The sequence below is a fragment of the Acidovorax sp. LjRoot204 genome (genome assembly GCF_056175785.1).
In genome coordinates this window covers 40,900-61,458 of sequence record NZ_JBGFFF010000001.1, presented here as the reverse complement: position 1 = coordinate 61,458, position 20,559 = coordinate 40,900, and the positions used below count along the sequence as shown (strand labels likewise).

Annotated in this window: 18 protein-coding genes; 5 read left to right on the top strand and 13 right to left on the bottom strand. The window is 65.0% G+C overall.

Features of this window, described 5'->3' with window-relative positions; translation table 11 throughout:
* Positions 1 to 133: 133 nt before the first annotated feature.
* From AC04MI_RS00260 to def, 6 genes are all read right to left on the bottom strand, one after another.
* The gene (locus tag AC04MI_RS00260; RefSeq protein ID WP_436076785.1) at positions 134 to 1,333 is read right to left on the bottom strand and encodes a phosphoglycerate kinase; all 1,200 of its coding nucleotides are present in this window, start codon (positions 1,331 to 1,333) and stop codon (positions 134 to 136) included.
* Positions 1,334 to 1,416: 83 nt separating this feature from the next.
* Positions 1,417 to 1,752: an AzlD domain-containing protein gene (locus tag AC04MI_RS00255; RefSeq protein ID WP_436076784.1), complete on the bottom strand. Its 336-nt coding sequence runs from the start codon at positions 1,750 to 1,752 to the stop codon at positions 1,417 to 1,419.
* On the bottom strand, positions 1,749 to 2,522 hold the full coding sequence (locus AC04MI_RS00250) for an AzlC family ABC transporter permease (RefSeq protein WP_436076991.1): 774 nt from the start codon (positions 2,520 to 2,522) through the stop codon (positions 1,749 to 1,751). The genes AC04MI_RS00255 and AC04MI_RS00250 overlap by 4 nt, the downstream gene beginning before the upstream one ends.
* 47 nt (positions 2,523 to 2,569) lie before the next feature.
* Positions 2,570 to 3,544: a methionyl-tRNA formyltransferase gene (gene fmt, locus AC04MI_RS00245; RefSeq protein ID WP_436076783.1), complete on the bottom strand. Its 975-nt coding sequence runs from the start codon at positions 3,542 to 3,544 to the stop codon at positions 2,570 to 2,572.
* Positions 3,545 to 3,606: 62 nt separating this feature from the next.
* Positions 3,607 to 4,113 (bottom strand): hypothetical protein, encoded by a 507-nt coding sequence (locus tag AC04MI_RS00240; RefSeq protein ID WP_056067875.1) that lies wholly within the window; start codon positions 4,111 to 4,113, stop codon positions 3,607 to 3,609.
* A complete protein-coding gene (gene def, locus AC04MI_RS00235; RefSeq protein ID WP_476496860.1) occupies positions 4,113 to 4,622 on the bottom strand; it encodes a peptide deformylase in 510 nt (169 codons plus the stop codon). Before def ends, AC04MI_RS00240 begins: the two co-directional genes overlap by 1 nt.
* 199 nt (positions 4,623 to 4,821) lie before the next feature.
* Between def and AC04MI_RS00230 the strand changes: the two genes are divergently transcribed.
* Positions 4,822 to 6,024 carry a LysM peptidoglycan-binding domain-containing protein gene (locus AC04MI_RS00230; RefSeq protein WP_436076782.1) on the top strand — a complete coding sequence of 401 codons (1,203 nt, stop codon included), beginning with the start codon at positions 4,822 to 4,824 and terminating at the stop codon, positions 6,022 to 6,024.
* A 79-nt stretch (positions 6,025 to 6,103) separates the two neighbouring features.
* Positions 6,104 to 7,270, top strand: coding sequence for a DNA-processing protein DprA (gene dprA, locus AC04MI_RS00225; RefSeq protein WP_436076781.1), 1,167 nt, complete (start codon positions 6,104 to 6,106; stop codon positions 7,268 to 7,270).
* A 124-nt stretch (positions 7,271 to 7,394) separates the two neighbouring features.
* Here dprA and AC04MI_RS00220 read toward each other — a convergent pair whose 3' ends face one another.
* From AC04MI_RS00220 to AC04MI_RS00200, 5 genes are all read right to left on the bottom strand, one after another.
* A complete protein-coding gene (locus tag AC04MI_RS00220; protein ID WP_476496859.1) occupies positions 7,395 to 9,794 on the bottom strand; it encodes a DUF1631 domain-containing protein in 2,400 nt (799 codons plus the stop codon).
* 17 nt (positions 9,795 to 9,811) lie between these two features.
* Entirely contained in the window at positions 9,812 to 10,762 is a 951-nt protein-coding gene (secF, locus tag AC04MI_RS00215) for a protein translocase subunit SecF (protein ID WP_056742880.1), read from the bottom strand.
* A gap of 12 nt (positions 10,763 to 10,774) precedes the next feature.
* Positions 10,775 to 12,658, bottom strand: coding sequence for a protein translocase subunit SecD (secD, locus tag AC04MI_RS00210; RefSeq protein ID WP_476496857.1), 1,884 nt, complete (start codon positions 12,656 to 12,658; stop codon positions 10,775 to 10,777).
* Between the two features lie 106 nt (positions 12,659 to 12,764).
* Entirely contained in the window at positions 12,765 to 13,100 is a 336-nt protein-coding gene (gene yajC / locus AC04MI_RS00205) for a preprotein translocase subunit YajC (RefSeq protein WP_015016243.1), read from the bottom strand.
* A 299-nt stretch (positions 13,101 to 13,399) separates the two neighbouring features.
* The gene (locus AC04MI_RS00200; RefSeq protein WP_476496855.1) at positions 13,400 to 16,969 is read right to left on the bottom strand and encodes an indolepyruvate ferredoxin oxidoreductase family protein; all 3,570 of its coding nucleotides are present in this window, start codon (positions 16,967 to 16,969) and stop codon (positions 13,400 to 13,402) included.
* Between the two features lie 188 nt (positions 16,970 to 17,157).
* On the opposite strand from AC04MI_RS00200, the gene AC04MI_RS00195 reads away from it, so the two are divergent.
* Entirely contained in the window at positions 17,158 to 17,643 is a 486-nt protein-coding gene (locus AC04MI_RS00195) for an Lrp/AsnC family transcriptional regulator (protein ID WP_476496854.1), read from the top strand.
* 73 nt (positions 17,644 to 17,716) lie between these two features.
* On the opposite strand, the gene mltA is transcribed toward AC04MI_RS00195, so the two are convergent.
* Positions 17,717 to 18,940 carry a murein transglycosylase A gene (gene mltA / locus AC04MI_RS00190; RefSeq protein ID WP_288850872.1) on the bottom strand — a complete coding sequence of 408 codons (1,224 nt, stop codon included), beginning with the start codon at positions 18,938 to 18,940 and terminating at the stop codon, positions 17,717 to 17,719.
* Between mltA and AC04MI_RS00185 the strand changes: the two genes are divergently transcribed.
* Together AC04MI_RS00185 and AC04MI_RS00180 are read left to right on the top strand one after the other, a co-directional pair.
* The gene (locus AC04MI_RS00185) at positions 18,873 to 19,016 is read left to right on the top strand and encodes a hypothetical protein (protein WP_192419165.1); all 144 of its coding nucleotides are present in this window, start codon (positions 18,873 to 18,875) and stop codon (positions 19,014 to 19,016) included. The two genes, mltA and AC04MI_RS00185, sit on opposite strands and share 68 nt — an antisense overlap.
* Positions 19,017 to 19,213: 197 nt before the next feature.
* Positions 19,214 to 19,864, top strand: a complete 651-nt coding sequence (locus AC04MI_RS00180) for a YiaD family glycine zipper/OmpA-like lipoprotein (RefSeq protein WP_056067856.1) — start codon at positions 19,214 to 19,216, stop codon at positions 19,862 to 19,864.
* 36 nt (positions 19,865 to 19,900) lie between these two features.
* On the opposite strand, the gene AC04MI_RS00175 is transcribed toward AC04MI_RS00180, so the two are convergent.
* Positions 19,901 to 20,530, bottom strand: coding sequence for a response regulator transcription factor (locus AC04MI_RS00175; RefSeq protein ID WP_056067854.1), 630 nt, complete (start codon positions 20,528 to 20,530; stop codon positions 19,901 to 19,903).
* Positions 20,531 to 20,559: the final 29 nt, after the last annotated feature.

The window sequence follows — 20,559 nt, the reverse complement described above, 5'->3', positions numbered from 1 at the left end:
AACAAAAACAAGAAAAAATTACGCTAACTACGCTCCGGCGTACACAGTTCGTTGTTTTTGGTCACAGTTGTGTGCCGATGCAAGGCGTGTAAGCAGGCAGGGCCACCTTTGCGATGGCCCGCCTTGCATTTGCTTACACGGAAGCGGCTGCGCGCTGCTCCAGGATGTCGAAAGCGGGCAGCTTTTTGCCTTCCAGCACTTCCAGGAAAGCGCCGCCACCGGTGGAGATGTAACCCACCTGTTTGTCGATGCCGTACTTGGCAATGGCGGCCAGCGTGTCGCCACCGCCCGCGATGCTGAAGGCCGAGGATTCGGCAATCGCCTTGGCGAGTTGCTTGGTACCGTTCTCAAAAGCGGCAAACTCGAACACGCCCACGGGGCCATTCCAGACGATGGTGCCAGCAGACTTGAGCTGGGCCGCGAGGCGGGCAGCCGTCTCGGGGCCGATGTCCAGGATCATGTCGTCAGCAGCCACGTCGGTGGCCGCCTTCACAGTGGCGGGAGCATCCGCAGCAAAGGTCTTGGCCACGACCACGTCGGTGGGGATCGGCACCTCGGCGCCACGCGCCTTCATGGCAGCCATCACGGACTTGGCGGCGTCCAGCAGATCGGGCTCGGCCAGGCTCTTGCCGATGGGCAGGCCCGCCGCCAGCATGAAGGTGTTGGCAATGCCGCCGCCCACGATGAGCTGGTCCACCTTGTCGGCCAGGCTTTGCAGGATGGTGAGCTTGGTGGACACCTTGGAGCCCGCCACGATGGCCGCCAGCGGGCGCTGAGGATGGGCCAGGGCCTTGGTCAGGGCATCAATCTCGGCCGACAGCAGCGGGCCGGCGCAGGCAATGGGGGCGTACTGCGCGATGCCGTAGGTGGTGCCTTCGGCGCGGTGGGCGGTGCCAAACGCGTCGTTCACGAAGATGTCGCACAGCACGGCCATCTTGCGTGCCAGCTCCTCTTTGTTTTTCTTCTCACCCACGTTCAGGCGGCAGTTTTCCAGCAGCACGATCTGGCCGGGGGCCACTTGCACGCCGTCCACCCAGTTGGCAACCAGCGGCACATCACGGCCCAGCAGCTCGGCCATGCGCTTTGCAACAGGGGCCAACGAATCTTCGGGCTTGAATTCGCCTTCGGTCGGGCGGCCCAGGTGGCTGGTGACCATGACGGCAGCACCTGCGTCCAGCGCCATGCGGATCGCGGGAATGGAGGCACGGATGCGGGTGTCTTCGGTGATGTTGCCAGCATCGTCTTGCGGCACGTTCAGGTCAGCGCGGATGAAAACGCGCTGGTTGCGGGCCTTGCCCTGGGCGCACAGATCGGAAAAGCGAAGGATGTTCATGGAGGGAGGTTTCCTGGAGGGGCCGGTGGATCAGGGGCGCCATTTTAGGCGGCCCTGCTGACGCGGCCGCCCGCCGCCAGCACCTACCAACCCCAGCCGATGTGCAGTGGCAGATACACCGCCATGCCCACCAGAATGGTGCCCAGGATGCCCCGGCGCCAGAAGTAATACACGCTGGCGAACAGCACGGCCGGCAGGCGTGCGTCCATGAAGGTGTCGATCAGCTCGCCCTGCGCCATGAGGATCTCGGGTGCAATGACGGCGGTGAGCGCGGCCAGCGGGGCATATTTAAGGCCCCGCTTGAGCCAGTCGGGCAGGGGCAGCTCACGCTCCGGGATCATGAAGAAGGAGCGCGACACCACCGTGATCACCGCCAGGCCCACAGTGGCCAGCAAGGGATAGATCCAGGACCAGCTCATGGGTGGCGTTCCTCGCGCAGCGGCACCACATCGCCCGCCTCGACATGCTCACGCTCCTCGGGCGGCATGACGCTGTCAGCGGGCACCAGCAGCAACTCGGGTTGGCGACGGCGGCGGTCCACGGCCTCCATCAGCAGTCCCGCGGCCACGGCTGCCGCCAGCGCCACCAGGATGTTGAGCTTGAGCGGCAAGGCAAACGCAGCAATCGCTGCAGTGGCCGCAACGCCCGTGGCGAGCCAGGTGGCCCGGTCGAACAGCAGGGACAGCAGCACGCCCAGCAAGGCCAGCACCCCTGCAAAACCCAGCCCCCAGGACAGGGGCACCGCGTTGGCCAGCAGGATGCCGGCGATGGACGGCACCTGCCAAGCCAGCCAGTTGGTGAAGGCCGCGCCCCAGAAATACGGCACCTGCTCTGGGGCCGGCCGGGGTTCCGGAAAGCGCTTCATGAACGCCACATAGATCACGTCCCCGCTGAAATACCCCACGGCCAGGCGCTGGCGCAGCGGCAGGTGCGCAAAGTAGCTGCGCCACATGCTGCTGAAAATCACAAACCGCAGGTTGACGCAGGCGGCCGTGAGCCACACCACCCACAGCGGCGCACCCACGGACAGCAGCGGAATGACGGCGAGCTGGGCGCTGCCGGCATACACCAGCAGCGACATGAACACGGCCATGCCGACCGACATGCCACTTTTGACCATGGCCACCCCGGTGACCAGCCCCCAGGCTGCAATGCCCAACGAGGTACCGGCCATGTCGATGGCGGCCATGCGGAAGGAGGGGTGGCGCAGTGTCCGGCCCAGCGCGGCAGACACGCTCATGCAGGGTTTGCGCCCAGCACCATGCCCGGCTGCAGGTCAAAGCCGCGCAAGAAATCAGCCGCCGCCAGCCGCTTGCCACCCGCCCGCTGCAGCGTGGTCAGGCGCAACGCCGTGCCGCTACCGCATGCGACGGTCACTCCCGCGCCATCGGCAGCCAAAATCTGCCCGGAGCGCTGGTCAGATATGCCTTGAACGCTATCAATTGCATAGCTCCAGATCTTGATCGTCTCGCCGTTGCACTCGGTGCTGGCCCCCGGGAAGGGATCGAACGCGCGAATGCGCTGGCCAATGACTGCGGCAGGCAGTGTCCAGTCGATCGTGCTCTCGGCCTTTTCGATCTTGTGGGCGTAGGTGATGCCGTCTGCCGGTTGCGGCACAGCAGTGAGGCCACCGCAGGCGGCCAGCTCCAGCGCCTCGACGATCATGCGACCGCCCAGCGCGGCCAGGCGGTCGTGCAGGGTGGCTGTCGTATCGCCCGGGGCAATAGGCAGGCGCTCGGTCAGCAGCATGTCGCCCGTGTCCAGCCCTGCATCCATCTGCATGATGGTGACGCCGGTTTCGGCATCGCCTGCCTCGATGGCGCGGTGAATGGGGGCGGCGCCGCGCCAGCGCGGCAGCAGGCTCGCGTGGATGTTCAGGCAGCCCAGGCGCGGTAGATCCAGGGTCCACTGCGGCAGGATCAGCCCGTAGGCGGCCACGACCATCACATCGGCCTGGGCTGCGAGCAGGGCTTCGCGCGCTGCTGCGGCATCCTCGGGGTATTTGCCATCCAGGCGCAGGCTGCGGGGCTGTGCGACAGCAATGCCGTGCTCCAGTGCGCATTGCTTCACAGGCGAAGCCTGCAGCTTCATGCCACGGCCAGCGGGGCGATCCGGTTGCGTCAGGACCAGTGGAACGGCGAAGCCTGCAGACAACAGCCGCTCCAGGGCCACACGGGCGAATTCGGGGGTACCAGCAAAAATGACTCTCATGAAAGCAGATAGCGGCTCAGGTGAGCGCGGGACTCAGTGGCCCAGAGGGACCACCCATCCAGTCAATCGCGCGCATTGTCAAAATTCGGCAGTTCGTCGGTAAACAACACCTGGCGCACCACCCCTTGGCGATCCAGGTGCACATGGGCCTGTCGCAGGTCCGAGTTCTGCCGGAAGCGGTAGGTCCAGATATCACCATCAAAGCGCGCCACCTGCTCGACACGCAAGGGCATTCCGAAGGTGTTTTGCAGGTCGGCGCGGGTCCAGGTGCCCACGGGCAGGTTCTCGAATCGCTGCTGCGTGAGCACCTGCTCGTTGCGCACCAGCCGGCCACTGACATCAAAGTCGAGGTTGTAGGCGGCAAACCCGGCGGGTAATTCCGAGTACAGCAGCCGCTCGCCAGAGGGCAGCGCTATCGTGGCGGTTGGCGGGCCCAGGCGAGCGATCACTTCGGCCCGCAACGCGCCGGGCCGTTCACGGGCCGGCAGCACACAGCCCGCCAACTGGCAAGCCAGCGCCACCAGCGCCAGCACTCTGACGCCCCAGCGGACGCAGAGCGCTGCGCGCATCACCCGCGCGCCTCCCGCTGCTGCTTGASCAKCTTGSTCTTGATGCGGTTGCGCTTGAGSGGSGASAGGTATTCSACRAACACCTTGCCCAKCAGGTGGTCSAKCTCGTGCTGGATRCASACSGCCAGSAGGCCKTCGGCCTCGATGACGCGGGACTGGCCCTGGGCGTCCAGCGCGCGCACATGCACCGCGTCAAAACGCTCCACGCCGTCATAAATGCCTGGCACCGACAGGCAGCCTTCTTCGTTCAGGTGCTTTTCGGCGCTGGTCCAGACCAGCTCGGGGTTGATCAGTACCAGGGGCTGGTCGCGCTCCTCCGACACGTCGATGACCACCAGCCGCTCATGCACATCCACCTGGGTGGCCGCCAGGCCAATGCCGTGCGCGTCGTACATTGTGGCGAGCATGTCGGCCACCAGCGTGCGAATGCGGTCGTCCACCGCCTGGACGGGGCGGGCGACCTTGTGAAGCCGGGGGTCCGGGTAACAGAGAATGGGAAGGATTGCCATGGCTGCAGGTAAGAGATGTCGCTATTTTCGCCACTTTTGCGGCCTACTGCCGCCTTGCGAGCCAATAATCGTTGCCGAATCAAGGGCTTGAGCAGAGAATCTAAGAAGCTTTGTAACGTATTTGCCCGGCCGCACGCCTGCTTTGTGCGCCGAGGTGCCAGCGAGGGGGCGTTTCCCAATGCATGAGAAAAGGAACAACATGACGGCATTCACCAGCGTGCGGCGGACCGCCCTGGGCGCGCTCACGATCATTGCTGGCGCCCTGCTGGTCATGCCGGCCCAGGCGCAGAACTATCCCATCTCCAGCGGCCAGCGCGCCACAGCGCAGCAGGTGTCCGAGCGGGGAGTGCCCCTGGAAGAGCTGGCACCCAACGCCCCGGACACCTACACGGTCAAACGGGGCGACACGCTCTGGGGCATTTCGGGCATGTACCTCAAGCGCCCCTGGCGCTGGCCGGAGCTCTGGGGCATGAACCTCAAGGCCATCCCCAACCCGCACCTGATCTTCCCGGGCCAGACGCTGTACCTCATCAAGGAAGGCGGCTACGCCCGCCTGAGCACCAGCCGCTCGAACGAACCCGAAACCGTGCGCATATCGCCCCGTACGCGCAGCGACAGTCTGGCCGATTCCGCGCTGCCCACACTCAAGCAGCACCTCATCGAGCCCTTCCTGGTCGAGCCCATTGTGGTGGACGAGCAAGTGCTGCTGCGAGCCCCCCGCGTTATCGCAACGACCGACGAGCGTGTATTGATGGCGGCGGGTGACCGCGCCTATGTGCGCGGAGACGCCGCGTCTCCCATGCTGGCAGAGGCGGGCGAACCCCGGTACTACCGCGTGTTCCGCAATGCCGTGGCGCTCAAGGACCCCGTAACCGCCGAAGTGCTGGGATACGAAGCCCAATACCTGGGCAAAGCGGAGCTGGTGCGTGGCGAGTCGTTCGAAGAAATTCCTAACGGCAAGGGTGGATACACGGCGGAATATATCCCCGCCACTGTGGATCTGTCGGCCACCAAGGAAGAGGTCCGCGCTGGTGACCGCCTTCTCCCCGCGCCAGCGCGTCCGTTCCTGAGCTACACCCCCCGAGCCCCCGAGATGGAAGTGGATGCACGCGTGGTGTCCATTTATGGCAGTTCGGCCGTGGCCTATGCAGCCCAAAATCAGGTGGTAGCCATCAATATGGGTTCGCAGGACGGACTGGAGCCTGGCCATGTGCTCAGCCTGCTCACCAAGGGCGACCGCATCAAGGACATGACCGACAGCAACAGGGCGATGGTCAAGCTGCCCAGTGAAATCAACGGCACTGCCATGGTGTTCCGCACCTTCGAGCGCGTGTCCTATGTGCTGCTGCTGGAAATCCGCAACGGTGTGCGCGTCGGCGACCGCTTGGTCAACCCCAAGTAACGCTGAGGGCCGGTAGTACGTATCGCCGCGCGGGGTTCCTGCGCTGCGGTAGTCACGTTGCCGCGCCGTACTGGTATCCATGGACCACGACGAACTCGGCGCCTGGCTACGGCTGACCTTGACGCCAGGCATTGGCAACGGGGCCGCGCGGCGTCTGCTGGCACGCTTTGGCTTGCCGCAATCCATCTTTCAGCAGACCGAAGCCGCCCTGCAACTCTGTGTGCCCGCCGCGCAGGCCAAGGCGTTGCGAGAGATTCCGCAGGGGTGGGAAGCCCTGTGGCAGACCACCGCCCAATGGCTTGCCAGTGCTGTACCACAAGCCCCCGCGCGCGCCATCGTGAGCCTGGGCGACCTGCGCTATCCGCAGGCCTTGCTGGACACGGAAGACCCACCGCTGCTGCTCTACCTCATGGGCCCGGCATCACTGCTGGAGCACCAGCCTTTTCCCAGCGATCGCTGCCTCGCTGTGGTCGGGAGCCGCAACCCCACCGCCCAGGGCGCAGAGAACGCTCGCCTGTTTGCCCGGGCGCTGCACAGCGCAGGCTTGACCATCGTGTCGGGGCTTGCGCTGGGAGTAGACGCTGCCGCCCATGAAGGCGCGCTGGACTTGGCGACGCCCCCTTGCGCGAGGGCCGCCACCATCGCCGTGGTAGGCACCGGGCTCGACCGCGTGTATCCGCGCAAGAACCTGGACCTGGCCCATCGCATTGCAGCGCACGGACTGATCGTCAGCGAGTACCCCCTGGGTACTTCACCGCTGCCCGGCAACTTTCCCAAACGCAACCGCATCATTTCGGGCCTCTCGCAGGGCACGCTGGTGGTGGAAGCCGCACTGGCATCGGGCTCGCTGATCACAGCCCGCATGGCGGCCGAGCAGGGGCGTGAAGTGTTTGCCATTCCAGGTTCCATCCATGCACCGCAGTCACGCGGCTGCCATGCACTGATCCGTCAAGGCGCCAAACTGGTGGAGTCTGCCCAGGATGTACTGGAAGAACTCAAGATCCCCGCCACCACTATGTCCGGCCTGCCCCACGAAGGCGCGAACGCCGCGGAAGTCGCTGTATCGGACGGCACCGAAGACCCCGTGCTCGCCGCCTTGGGCTACGACCCCATGGGGCTGGATGCTCTGGTGGCCCGCACGGGCATGGGCGCATCCGCCTTGCAGGTGGCCCTGCTGGAACTGGAACTCGACGGCAGCATCGCGCGGCTGCCGGGGGGGTTGTTTCAACGGGTCGGCAGGGGCTAGCTGATCGCTCCGTAATCGCCCGGGGCCAGAGTGGCGCAAGGGATGCCAACACGCATCCCGGATAAGCGCCTGTTGACGATCTCACAGGAGATCTCACACAGGCTCTGAGCAACGCCTGCGGGGCTCAGTCCAGCAATCGTTCCGGGTTGGCGTCCAGCTTGGCCAGGGCATCGCGCGTGGCGCGCAGCGTGAGTCCTTCCTCGTCCTGGGCCACCAGCAAGCCAGCCTGCAGGTACGCCGCCAGGCGGCGCAACTGGATCAGGTAACTGCTGCCATCCACCGCAGCAAACAGGTGCAACTGCTTGCGCTGGCTTTGCCAGGCGTACTGCACCTGGGCCGATGCGCCGTTGTGGTCCAGCGTGTACCAGGTGCCAGGCTGCAGATCCTGCGCCCAGGCCACCATGGCATCGTCCACTGGAGCACCGTTGTCAGCAATCACGTGGATGGACGAGGCGTCGATGCCCAGCATCATCTCGATGTTGTCCGCATTGAGCGGCATGTCACCCAGCGTGGCGTCACTGATGAAGTCTTCGAGGTTGGCCAGGCGTTTGGCCATGGCATCGATGTGCGCCTGGGGAATGGACGCCGTCTTGGACAAAAAGGCGTCAGCCAGGGTGTCCGTCAACACTTTGACCTGCGCATCCTGCGCCGCGCCGTTCACGCCCAGCAGGGTCAGCCCTTGGCGCAGGCGTTGCAGCAGCGCGGGCAGGTTCTGGATGACCTGGGCCCGGTCGCTGCGATTGGGTTTAGCGCTGGCGGCCCAAACGAGGTCTGCTGCCGTGCGCTTGAAGGCCACCGTGTCGGCATGCTGAGGGCCATCACGCACGGCCGACAGCGCAAGCACCTCGGCCCAGGTCTTGAACAGGAACTCGCGGATCTCGTCGCGCACCGGCATGTCGCGCAACATGGTGCGCAGCTCGATGGTGTACTGGATCGCCAGCGTTTCCCGTTGCTCGACCTGCTGGGCGACGCTCACCAGACGCGAGGTGACCTGCTTTTCGGTCAGGAACTTGGCCAGGAATTTCTCGAACTCGTCATAGACGAGCTGGAAGACGCGGCGTCCGGTCTCGGGGTACTGCTCGATCACCTGCACCACACGGCGAATCTCGGCTTCCAACGCGCTGCCATTGATGCTGGTCGCGTCAAAACCGAGTACGCAGGCACCCATGCGGTCGATCAGCTTACGGGCGGGATGGTCAAGATTGCTGAAAAATTCGGGCTCAGCCAAGGCCACACGCAGCACCGGCACCTGCAGCCGGGCAAACCACACCCGCACGGCGGGCGGTATCCGGTCCTCTGCGAGGATGCTCTGGAACATCAACGCCACCACCTCGATGATGGCCTTCTCGCCCGAGGTGGTCGCTTTCTTCTTGAGTTCGGTGGAGCGCTCCCGCACGGCGCCCACCAACTGGACCACGGCTGCAGGGCTGTAGTCCTCCATCAGCGTGGCCACGCCACTGTAGTAGGTGTCCGCATGCACGCGGTGCGCCGTGAGCGCATGTGCCAGCGCGGCCGAAGCGGGGGGCGCATTCACCATGTCAAAGCCGGTGGCGGGCTGCGTGAGCAGCCGTCGCAACTGCCCCATCACACCCTGCGCACGCTGGCGTGCCCGGGCCAGGGGCGTCATGCCCGTGGCAAAGGCCGTGGGCATTCCGTGTTGTGGCCGGGGGTAGCCGCCATGTCCAGTGGGCGGCATCTGCGTGCCCGGTGGCCCCATCGGCCGAGCCCCAGCGGGCATGCCGGGAGGCTGCTGCATTCCTCCGCGCGCGGCCATCATGACCGGGCGGGTCTGCGCCAGGGCCTGCGAAGCCAGGCCCCCGGAACCCGAATCGCCCCCGCCACTGCCCGTGGCGGTGCCACCCTGCGTGCGGCGCACCTTGGATTTGAGATCGACCTGCGGCGTGATGCCCTGCTCTACGTAGAACACGTTGACCGCCTGGTAGTGCTTCTGGAGCAGATTGGCCAGCTCGCGCTGCAGGGGATCCACCACGGTTTGCAGGTCCGTTCGGGGTAGCCCTGCCTCCACCCATTGTTCCACCAGCAACAGGCATACCGTGTCGGGTCGCAGGATGTCGCTACTGTCCAGCTCCTGCCCCTCCAGCGACTGGGTGCGCTGGCGCAAGGTGTCGAACTGATGGCTGACCTGCTCGTTCACCGTCAACGCCATGCGCGAGGCGAGGATCTTGTTCTCGACCACATCGTCACTGAGCAGCTCGAACTGACTGAGCCCACCACCACCAGCCGCCAGCTGGCCACGTGTAGAGCTGACGTGGGGAGCCAGCGCCTCTTGCCAGGCCTTGCCGGCGCRCTCAGTCCATGCGGAATGTTTTTGCTGGTACTGCAGCCACGCATCCCGGCGCGACTGCATCTCGCGGGCTGTGCCCGTCTGGTTCATCAACGCGGTGAGGAAGTCCTGGACGGTCTTGTCCAGATCCACCAACCCTCCACAGATCCCCTCTACAAACCGCTGGCGCGCCTGGCGGGCCAGGCGGCGTTGCGGAACAGAAGGGGGCGTGGTGTGCATGAACAGATATTAGCGGGTCAGACGGTAGCTCCGGCATGGGGATCGTTGGGATCCCCCTCCTTTTTGGCGGGCTTGACGAGGTCCTCGCGCTTGACGCCCAGCCACATGGCAATAGCCGCCGCCACGAACACCGAGGAATAGATACCGAACAGGATACCGATGGTCAGCGCCAATGCAAAGTAGTGCAAGCTCGGGCCGCCAAAGAAGAACATCGACAGCACCATCGCCTCGGTGGAGGCGTGGGTGATGATGGTTCGACTCATCGTGCTGGTGATGGCGTGGTCGATCACCTCGTGCGTGGTCATCTTGCGGTACTTGCGGAAGGCCTCGCGGATCCGGTCGAAGATCACGACCGATTCATTCACCGAGTAACCCAGCACGGCGAGCACGCCGGCGAGCACCGACAGCGAGAACTCCCACTGGAAGAATGCAAAGAAACCCAGGATGATCACCACGTCGTGCAGGTTGGCAATGATTGCGGCGACGCCGAATTTCCACTCAAAGCGGAAGGCCAGGTAGATCACGATGCCCACGACCACCATGGCCAGCGCCATCAGGCCGCCGTGCACCAGTTCCTCGCCCACCTGCGGACCTACAAATTCGGTGCGACGCAAGGTCACTGCGGGGTCTGCAGCCTTCAAGGCGCCCAGGACCTGCTCGCTCTGCTGTGCGGACGTCACGCCCTTTTGCACGGGCAGGCGGATCATCACGTCACGCGAGGTGCCGAAATTCTGCACCTGCACGTCGGGGTAGCCCAGTGCGGCCACGGTGTCGCGGACCTTGGCCAGTTCAGCGGGCTGGCTGTAGGCCACTTCCATCACGGTGCCGCCCGTGAACTCCACCGACAGGTGCAGCCCACGCGTAAGCAGGAAGAACACCGCCAGAGCGAAAGTGATGAAGGAGATCGCGTTGAAAACCAACGCGTGCTTCATGAAAGGGATGTCTTTGCGGATACGGAAGAATTCCATGGTTTTCCTCCTTTAGTTCGTCTTGGCCACAGCACTATCGGACTCAGGCTTCCACACCTGACCGATGGCCACGCTCTTGAGCTTCTTCTTGCGGCCGTACCACAGGTTCACSARGCCACGCGAGAAGAACACGGCCGAGAACATGCTGGTCAGGATGCCGATGCAGTGCACCACMGCRAAGCCRCGCACCGGSCCSGAGCCRAASGCCAGCAGCGCSAKGCCCGCGATCARSGTGGTCACGTTSGAGTCSAGGATSGTGSCCCAGGCRCGSTCRTASCCCGCGTGGATGGCCGCCTGSGGCGASRCRCCSTYGCGCAGCTCYTCGCGSAYGCGCTCGTTGATCAGCACGTTGGAGTCAATCGCCACCCCCAGCGCCAGCGCCATGGCAGCAATGCCGGGCAGCGTGAGCGTGGCCTGCAGCATGGACAAGATGGCCAGCAGCAGCAGCACGTTCACCGCCAGCGAGACGGTGGAGAAAATGCCGAACAGTGCGTAGTAGATGCACATGAACACCGCAATGGCCACCATGCCCCACACCACGCTGTGGATACCGCGCTCGATGTTGTCGGCGCCCAGGCTGGGGCCGATGGTGTATTCCTCGATGATTTCCATGGGCGCGGCCAGCGAGCCAGCGCGCAGCAGCAGGGCGGTGTCGTTGGCCTCGGCCGTGGTCATGCGGCCCGAGATCTGCACGCGGCCGCCACCGATTTCGGAACGGATGACAGGGGCCGTGACGACCTCGCCCTTGCCCTTTTCGAACAGCACGATGGCCATGCGCTTGCCCACATTCTCGCGCGTGATGTCCTTGAAGATGCGGGAGCCCTTGGCGTCCAGCGTGAGGTTGACAGTGGGTTCCTGTGTCTGGCCGTCAAAGCCAGGCTGCGCATCGGTCAGGTTTTCGCCGGTCAGGATGACCTGCTTCTTGACGATGACGGGCTGGCCGTTGCGTTCCAGGTAGCGCTCGGAGCCGAACGGCACGGGGCCGCGGCCTGTCTCTGCCGAACGGGCTTCGGTGCCCTCGTCCACCATGCGCACTTCCAGCGTGGCAGTGCGGCCCAGGATGTCCTTGGCCTTGGCGGTGTCCTGCACGCCGGGCAGCTGCACCACGATGCGGTCCAGACCCTGCTGCTGGATCACGGGCTCGGCCACGCCCAGCTCGTTGATCCGGTTGTGCAGCGTGACCATGTTCTGCTTGAGCGCCTGCTCCTGCACGCGGCGTGTGGCTTCGGGCTTGATCGAAGCGCGCAGCTTGAACTCAGTGCCTTCTGGCGTGGTGGTGACCTGGAGATCGGCGAACTGGTCGGCGATCAGGTTGCGCGCGGCCGTGGCCGTGGCTTCATCGCGCACCTTGATGTCGATGGACTGGCCGTCGCGGCTGATGCCGCCATGGCGGATGTTCTTGTCGCGTAGTGCCGTGCGGATGTCACCCGCATAGGACTCGGACTTCTTGGTCAGCGCCGCCTGCATGTCCACCTGCAGCATGAAGTGCACGCCACCGCGCAGGTCCAGCCCCAGGTACATCGGATTGGCGTGCAGGGCCTTGAGCCACAGCGGCGAACGCGACACGAGGTTGAGGGCCACGATGTAGGAAGGGTCGTTGCCGTCAGGCACCAGCGCCTTCTGGATGGCGTCCTTGGCCTTGAGCTGGGTGTCGGGCGTGTCGAAACGCGCGCGCACCGAGTTGCCCTCCAGCGCCACAAAATCAGGTGTCACACCGGCGGCCTTGAGGGCTTCTTCCACCCGCTGCTGCACGGCGGTATCCACCTTGATGGTGGCCTTGGCCGACGACACCTGCACAGCAGGCGCCTCGCCAAAGAAATTGGGCAGGGTGTACAAGGCCCCCACCAGCAGCACGATCACCAGGATCGCGTACTTCCAGACCGGATAACGGTTCATGATCGCGCTCTCACCTCAGTTGTGCAGGCGCCCTACGCGCCAGCGCCCCCCGACCCCGCGCCCGGACGGGCCGGGGCGCGCAGCGCCTCAGGGGGATGTTCATGGATTACTTGACGGAGCCCTTGGGCAGCACCTGCACCACAGCGCTGCGCTGCATTTGCACTTCCACGCCACTGGCGATCTCGATGTGAAGAAACCCTTCGGACAGGCGCGTCACCTTGCCCACGATGCCACCGGCGGTAGCCACTTCATCGCCCTTGGCGATGGCGTCGATCATGGCGCGGTGTTCTTTCTGGCGCTTCATCTGGGGGCGGATCATGACGAAGTACAGCACCACAAACATGAGCACCAGGGGCAGCATGCCGGTCAGAGAGGACATGATGTCACCGCCGCCAGCGGCTGCGGCAGGTGCGGTTTGGGCGAAAGCGGAAGAAATAAACACGGACTGGACTCCACAACGGATGGTCAAAATTCACACAACCCGCCCACACCAAGCGCCAAAGCGCCTGCGGGGGCAGAACAGGGCATTGTATGCGGCGCCTTGAGCGCCGCCCAAGGGGGAAGACCCAAGCGCGCAGCGGGTGTTTGCCACCTGCGGGCCCCACAAGGGCCCGCCAGCGGAAATACAGGCCAAAAACGGGTGATGCGCTAGGGATTCATGCCTCAATAGCTACACTATTAATAGCAAAAGCCCGCACAGAGGCGGGCTTTTGTGGGAGACACTGACGGCAGAAGGACCTATCAGGCGACCTGACGCTGGACCGGGGCGCCCGTGCGCCACTGGGCCATCAGGCCGTCCCACTTGGGACGCGCCGCCTTCAGGTGCCGTTCCTTCACGTGGCCGTAACCACGGATCTCTTCGGGAATGCGGGCAATTTCCACCGCCAAGGCCAGGTTGTCAGCGTTCAAGCGGGCCAGCAGCTCGTCGACGCAGGCGCGGTATTCGACGATCAGTGCACGCTCCATGCGGCGCTCCTCGGTCTTGCCGAAGATGTCCAGTGCCGTGCCGCGCAGGCCTTTCATCTTGGCCAGCAGGCCGAAGGCGCTGCGCATCCAAGGGCCAAACGGCTGCTTCACCAGCTCGCCCTTGTCGTTCTTCTTGGCGGTCAGGGGCGGTGCCAGGTGGTGCACCAGCTTGTAATCGCCTTCGAACATGTTCGCGATCTTGTCCGTGAAGGCCTTGTCGGTGTGCAGGCGCGCCACTTCGTACTCGTCCTTGTAGGCCATGAGCTTGAACAGGTAGCGGGCCACTGCCTCAGACAGGCGGGTGCCGCTGCCCAGTTTTGCTTCCGCCGCCTTCACTTTCTCGACGAAGGCCTGGTACTCGGAAGCGTAAGCGGCGTTCTGATAACCCGTCAGGAACTCCACGCGCTTGGCCACCATCTCGGCCAGCGACGGCTTCTTGACGAACTGGATCACTTGCGCGGCCTGGAACAGCGCCTGCACCGCCGCCAGGTCGTGCGCGCAGCGGCGGCCCCATTCAAACGCTGCCTTGTTGTTGTCCACCTGCACGCCGTTCAATTCCATGGCGCGCATCAGCGATGCGTAGGTGAGTGGCACGCGGCCCTTTTGCCAAGCGTAGCCCAGCATCAGCGGGTTGGTGTAGATGCTGTCGCCCAGCAGCTGGGTGGCCACTTGCTCGGCGTCAAAGCTGCCCACACCTGCCGCGCCTACGGCAGTGGCAATGGCGGCGTCGCAGTTGCCACCGGGGAACTGCCAGTCCGGGTTGTTCACAAACGCCGCCGTGGGCGTGCTGTGGGTGTTGAGCGCCACAAAGGTGCGGCCGGGCTGCATGACAGCCAGGGTGTACTTGTGCGCGGCCACGATGGAGTCGCAGCCGATCACCAGGTCGGCCTTGGCGGTATCAACCTTGGTGGTGTAGATGGCGTCGGGGCGATTGGCAATCTGGATGTGGCTCCAGGTAGCGCCGCCCTTTTGCGCGAGGCCGCCGGCGTCCTGCGTGATCACGCCCTTGCCGTCCAGGTGCGCGGCCATGCCCAGCAGCGAGCCGATGGTGATCACGCCCGTGCCGCCCACGCCGCCCACCACAATACCCCAGGCGCTTTCAGCCACGGGTAGCACGGGCTCAGGAATGGAGGGCAGCGCCGACAGGTCGCCCTTCTTCTCCTTCTTGGGCTTCTTGAGCTGGCCACCTTCCACCGTCACAAAGCTCGGGCAGAAGCCGTTGACGCAGGAGTAGTCCTTGTTGCACGTGCTCTGGTTGATCCGGCGCTTGCGGCCGAACTCGGTCTCCACGGGCTCCACGCTCAGGCAGTTCGACTTCGTCGAGCAGTCGCCGCAGCCCTCGCACACCAGGTCGTTGATGACCACGGTCTTGTCAGGGGTGGCCAGCTTGCCGCGCTTGCGACGGCGGCGCTTTTCGGTGGCGCAGGTCTGGTCGTAAATGATGGCAGTGCAGCCCTTGATCTCACGGAACTGGCGCTGGATGGTGTCCAGCTCGTCGCGGTGGTGCACCGTCACGCCATCGGCCAGGGCCACACCGTCGTATTTGTGCGGCTCGTCCGTCACGATCACGAGCTTTGCCACACCTTCGGCCTTGAGGCTGTTCATGATCTGCAGCACCGAGTGGCCCTCGGGCCGCTCGCCCACCTGCTGGCCGCCGGTCATGGCCACGGCGTCGTTGTAGAGCACCTTGTAGGTGATGTTCACACCCGCCGCAATGCTCTGGCGAATGGCCAACAGGCCGCTGTGGAAGTAGGTGCCGTCGCCCAGGTTGGCAAAGATGTGCGCGTCCGTGGTGAAGGGCTGCTGGCCCACCCAGGTCACGCCCTCGCCGCCCATTTGCGTGAAGGTGCTAGTGCGGCGGTCGGGCATCCAGTTGACCATGTAGTGGCAGCCAATGCCGGCGACGGCGCGGGAGCCCTCGGGCACACGGGTGCTAGTGTTGTGGGGGCAGCCGCTGCAGAACCACGGAGCGCGTTCGCCCGTGTCCACCTGCAGCTCCGTCATGGCGCGTTCGCTGGCCTCGATGATGGCCAGGCGCGCCTCCATGCGGGCCACGATGTCAGAGGGCACCCCCAGCTTCTTGAGGCGCTTGGCAATCGCCTTGGCGATGATGGCGGGCGTGAGGTCGGCCTTGGCGCGCAGCAGCCAGTTCTGGCTGGGGTTGGGCATGCTCCATTCGCCGCCGGTGGCGTCGCCCTCGGGCTCGTCGAACTTGCCCAGCACGTTGGGACGCACATCGGGGCGCCAGTTGTACAGCTCCTCCTTGAGCTGGTACTCGATGACCTGGCGCTTTTCCTCCACCACCAGAATCTCTTGCAGGCCCTGGGCAAAGTCACGCGTGATGGTGGCTTCGAGCGGCCACACCACGTTGACCTTGTGTACGCGGATGCCCAGGCTGCGGCAGGTGTCGTCGTCAAGGCCCAAGTCCACCAGCGCCTGGCGSGTGTCGTTGTAGGCCTTGCCGCTGGCSATGATGCCGAAGCGGTCTTGTTTGCCTTCGATCACGTTGTAGTTGAGCTTGTTGGCGCGGATGTACGCCAGGGCTGCGTACCACTTGTAGTCCATGAGGCGCGCTTCCTGCTCCAGCGGCGCGTCGGGCCAGCGGATGTGCAGGCCGCCGGGCGGCATCACGAAGTCCTCGGGCAGGATGATCTTCACGCGGTCCGGGTCGATGTTGATGCTGCTGGACGACTCCACCACCTCCTGGATGGTCTTCATGCCCGACCACACACCCGAGAAGCGGCTCATGGCAAACGCATGAAGGCCCATGTCCAGAATCTCTTGCACGCTGCTCGGGAAGAACACCGGCGTGCCGCAGGCCTTGAAGATGTGGTCGCTCTGGTGCGCGGCCGTGCTGCTCTTGCTGATGTGGTCGTCGCCCGCAATCGCGATCACGCCGCCGTGCTTGGCGGTGCCCGCCATGTTGGCGTGCTTGAACACGTCCGAGCAGCGGTCCACGCCCGGGCCCTTGCCGTACCAGATGCCGAAGACGCCATCGAACTTTTTGCTTTGCGGGTACAGGTCGAGTTGCTGCGTGCCCCACACGGCCGTGGCGCCCAGTTCTTCGTTCACGCCGGGCTGAAAGACGATGTTGTTGGCCGCCAGGTGCTTCTTGGCGGCCCACAGCGCCTGGTCGTACGTGCCCAAGGGCGAGCCCCGGTAGCCACTGATGAAGCCCGCTGTATTGAGCCCCGCCGCCGCATCGCGCTGGCGCTGCAGCATGGGCAGGCGCACGAGGGCCTGCACGCCGCTCATGAAGGCGCGGCCCTCGCCCAAGGTGTATTTGTCATCCAGAGTGACCGTCTCTAGCGCTTTGCGGATGGACTCGGGCAGGGGGGCGTTCATGGCTATGTCTCCAATGGCTTTTGTGATGTCCGCGCCTTGTGGGCACGCTGGGGCAGCACCATGCGGCCCGTTTAGGGCCACGGCACTAATGTGCAGGTAAGTGTATGTCTGCGCCGCTGATATGTCTTTGCGTTCTGTGCCGTGTTTAGGCTATTCTGAGAAAGGATCTTTCTCTTTTCGGCCGCTTTGTGAACACTCTCGACAAATTCGATATCGCTATCCTCAACGAGCTGCAGGCTGACGCCCGACTGACAAATGCCGAGCTGGCCCAGCGGGTGGGCCTGTCGGCCGCACCCTGCTGGCGCCGCGTGCGGGCGCTGGAGGAGCAAGGCTTCATCAAGGGCTACCGCGCAGAAATCGACCGGCACAAGATCGGCCTCGGGGTACTCGCCTTCGTGCGGCTGGATGCGGACCGCAGCACGGGCAACCTCACGCGCAAGATGGAGGAAGCCATCCGACAGATTCCGGAAGTGGTGTCGTGCCACTACATCAGCGGCACCGGCACCTTCGAGCTGCAGGTGGTGGCRCRGGAYCTGGACRGCTTCTCGCAGTTTGCGCGCGACGTGCTGCTGAACCTGCCCAATGTGAAAGACATGCACACCAGCTTCTCGCTGGGTGAGGTGAAGGCCAGCGGGGCGCTACCGCTGACACACCTCACACGCACACGGGCTTGAAGGCGCGCCGCCCCGGCTCTGCTAGCTACGAAGGGCATGGCAGATTGGGGCCACGCCTTATTTCATGAGCGCCTCAGCGCGGCCACAGCGCCCAAAGGCGCAAATTCTGCTTGAGCCGGCCCGCGATGTCACCCGCCTCTGGCCCCCAACCCGTGAAATAGTCCGCACGCACTGCACCGAGGATGGCGCTGCCCGTGTCCTGTGCGAGCACCAGGCGGTTGAGCTGCACCTGCGGGCCGGACGAGGCCAGCCACACGGGTGTGCCGTAGGGAATGCTCTGCCGGTCCACTGCAATCGATCGGCCCGGCGTCAGGGGCACGCCCTGCGCACCACGCGGGCCAAACCCGGCGTCCAGCGGGGTCAAAGGCTCTTCGCGGAAGAACACATAGCGCGGGTTGCTCCACAGCAGCTCATTGGTGCGCTGGGGGTTGGCGGCCACCCAGGCGCGGATGCCCGGCCAGGTCGCATCGCGCGTCAGGCCCTGGTCCAGCAGCCAGCGGCCCACGCTCTGGTAGGGCTGGTCATTGGTGCCTGCGTAGGCCACCCGCACCAGCGAGACCGAGCCATCGGGCTCGGTGATGCGCAGACGGCCTGACCCCTGGATGTGCAGCACCATGGACTCGATGGGGTCACGCAGCCACGCAATAGCCCGACCCGCGAGCGCGGCCTGGGCCTCCGGCAGGGTGTCAATCTGCTGGCGGGTGTACCAGGGCTTGCGCGCCCCCAGGCTGGCGGGTACCCGATAGATAGGCACCGTGAAACCATTGCCGGGCTGGCGTGCCGCGTCCATCATGGGTTCGTAGTAGGCCGTCAGCAAACCATCGGCGTTGCCGTCAGTGGCCTCAACGCGATAGGGCTGCAGGCGTGCGATGAGCCAGGCACGCTGCTCGTCGGCCGTGGCAATGCTCAGCTGCCGGACCTCGCTGCACAGCGCAGTGAAGGGCGGCTGGGGCCGCTCGCAGCTCTTGATCCACGCGTTCCAGGCTTCGTGCAGCGCGTCTTCGGTAAAGCCCGGCAGCTCGGCCCAGCGCACGGGAATCCAGCGGCTTTTGGGCTGCGCCATGGGCGATGGCAGCGGGCCGGTGTCGCCCGGCAGCACCACCGCACTGGGCGGCAGCGGCGCAGGAGTGCCCCCAGGGCGTGCGGGGACTGGGGCAGGGGGCGTGGAGCAGGCGGCCAGCGTTCCTACAATCAGCGCGGTCAACGCAACGCGCAGGAGTGTCAATTTCATGGGGCTGATTTTGCTTGAAGCGCTGCTGGCGCTGGTGGTACTGGTGGCTATCGTGTGGTGGACCATGTTCTCAGGCCGCAAGGGAGGGGAACTGAAGTCCCCGCCGCCTGCCGACAGCGACAAGCATCCGCCATCGCCTTGAACGAGCGGTGAGTTGCGCCCCAGGGACGGCCCTGTCCTACAACCGATGGGCCAGCGCGCCGATGGCACAGCTTCATCGCGGGCCCCACGATGGTGTGAGCTGGGTGATGCCACTGCACGGGACGCGATAACGCTCCGACAGCGCGGCGGGTGCAAGGCCCGCCCACCCAGCGCCACCGATTTTCAAGGAGCACACACATGCGCACACACATTCAAATTCTCGGCGCTGCCGCCGCCATCGTTCTGGTCACCGGATGCGCCAGCATGGATGACACCCAGCGCCGCACAGCCACCGGAGCTGGCATTGGGGCGCTGGCAGGCGCGGTCATCGGCTCCGCGACCGGTGGCAGCGCCGGGACCGGCGCCGTGGTAGGGGCCGGTGTCGGGGCACTGGGCACCTACATCTGGTCGCAAAACATGGAGCGCCAAAAGCGCGAGATGGAACAGGCCACCCAGGGCACTGGCATCGCCGTGACCCAGACGGCTGACAACCAACTCAAGCTCAATATCCCCAGCGACATCTCGTTTGCCGTAGGCCGCTCGGACATCCAGCCCAACTTCGCGCCGGTCCTGGACCAGTTTGCCGCAGGCCTGCGCAACAACCCGAACACTGACGTACGCATCGTGGGGCACACCGACAGCACAGGCAGCGATGCCACCAACAACCCCCTGTCGATGGACCGCGCCGCAAGCACCCGCAGCTACCTGACAGCGCGCGGTGTGGATGGCCGCCGCATCGTGATCGAAGGCATGGGTGAGCGTTACCCCATCGCTACCAACGACACCGCCGAGGGCCGTGCGCGCAACCGGCGGGTCGAGATTTTTGTGGGCGAACGACCACGGGGCTGATCGCCCGGACTGCGAACTCCCCGCCAGGAGGTGGGCTCAGTTACCCGTGCGCAGCAGGTTGGCCAACTCCACAGCGGACTTGACCTGCATCTTGTCGAACACCCGTGAGCGGTGAACCTCGACCGTGCGCACGCTGATGTCGAGCTGGTCAGCGATGAGCTTGTTGGGAAGACCGGCCACCACCAGGTCCATCACATCACGCTCCCGCTCGGTCAGTTCGCTCAGCCGCACCTGCAAGTCACTGCGTTCGCGCACCTGGGCCAGCCGCTCGGCCGATTGGGCGAGTGCCTGCTCGATGCGGTCCACCAGCGCGTTGTCGGAAAACGGCTTCTCGCAAAAATCAAAGGCCCCCCGCTTGACGGTGTCCACGGCGGTGGGCACGTCCGCATGGCCAGTGAGAAAGATCACCGGCATGGTGGCCAGGTCGCCCCGCGCGGCCAACACGTCAAACAGTGCCAGCCCGCTCATGCCAGGCATACGCACATCCAGCAGCAGGCAACAGGGCTGGCGTTGGGGGGGGCGCTTTTGCAGCATGGCATCGAAGGCTTCGGCCGAATCAAAGGACTCGCTGGGCAGCCTGCGCGAGCGCAGCAGCCAGGCCAGCGCCTCGCGCACGCTGGCGTCATCGTCCACGATGTACACGGTGGCGTTGGTGATGGGCTCCATAGATCAGTTCAGTTGTCCATTGCAATGTC

Bases quoted from the DNA above. Each gene is read 5' to 3' on its own strand.
- AC04MI_RS00180 (WP_056067856.1), top strand. From the start codon at position 19,214: ATGCGCACACACATTCAAATTCTCGGCGCTGCCGCCGCCATCGTTCTG.
- AC04MI_RS00260 (WP_436076785.1), bottom strand. From the start codon at position 1,333: ATGAACATCCTTCGCTTTTCCGATCTGTGCGCCCAGGGCAAGGCCCGC.
- AC04MI_RS00240 (WP_056067875.1), bottom strand. From the start codon at position 4,113: ATGCGCGCAGCGCTCTGCGTCCGCTGGGGCGTCAGAGTGCTGGCGCTG.
- fmt (WP_436076783.1), bottom strand. From the start codon at position 3,544: ATGAGAGTCATTTTTGCTGGTACCCCCGAATTCGCCCGTGTGGCCCTG.
- AC04MI_RS00230 (WP_436076782.1), top strand. From the start codon at position 4,822: ATGACGGCATTCACCAGCGTGCGGCGGACCGCCCTGGGCGCGCTCACG.
- AC04MI_RS00250 (WP_436076991.1), bottom strand. From the start codon at position 2,522: ATGGCCGCCATCGACATGGCCGGTACCTCGTTGGGCATTGCAGCCTGG.
- secF (WP_056742880.1), bottom strand. From the start codon at position 10,762: ATGGAATTCTTCCGTATCCGCAAAGACATCCCTTTCATGAAGCACGCG.
- dprA (WP_436076781.1), top strand. From the start codon at position 6,104: ATGGACCACGACGAACTCGGCGCCTGGCTACGGCTGACCTTGACGCCA.
- mltA (WP_288850872.1), bottom strand. From the start codon at position 18,940: ATGGTCCACCACACGATAGCCACCAGTACCACCAGCGCCAGCAGCGCT.
- AC04MI_RS00175 (WP_056067854.1), bottom strand. From the start codon at position 20,530: ATGGAGCCCATCACCAACGCCACCGTGTACATCGTGGACGATGACGCC.
- AC04MI_RS00185 (WP_192419165.1), top strand. From the start codon at position 18,873: ATGGGGCTGATTTTGCTTGAAGCGCTGCTGGCGCTGGTGGTACTGGTG.
- AC04MI_RS00255 (WP_436076784.1), bottom strand. From the start codon at position 1,752: ATGAGCTGGTCCTGGATCTATCCCTTGCTGGCCACTGTGGGCCTGGCG.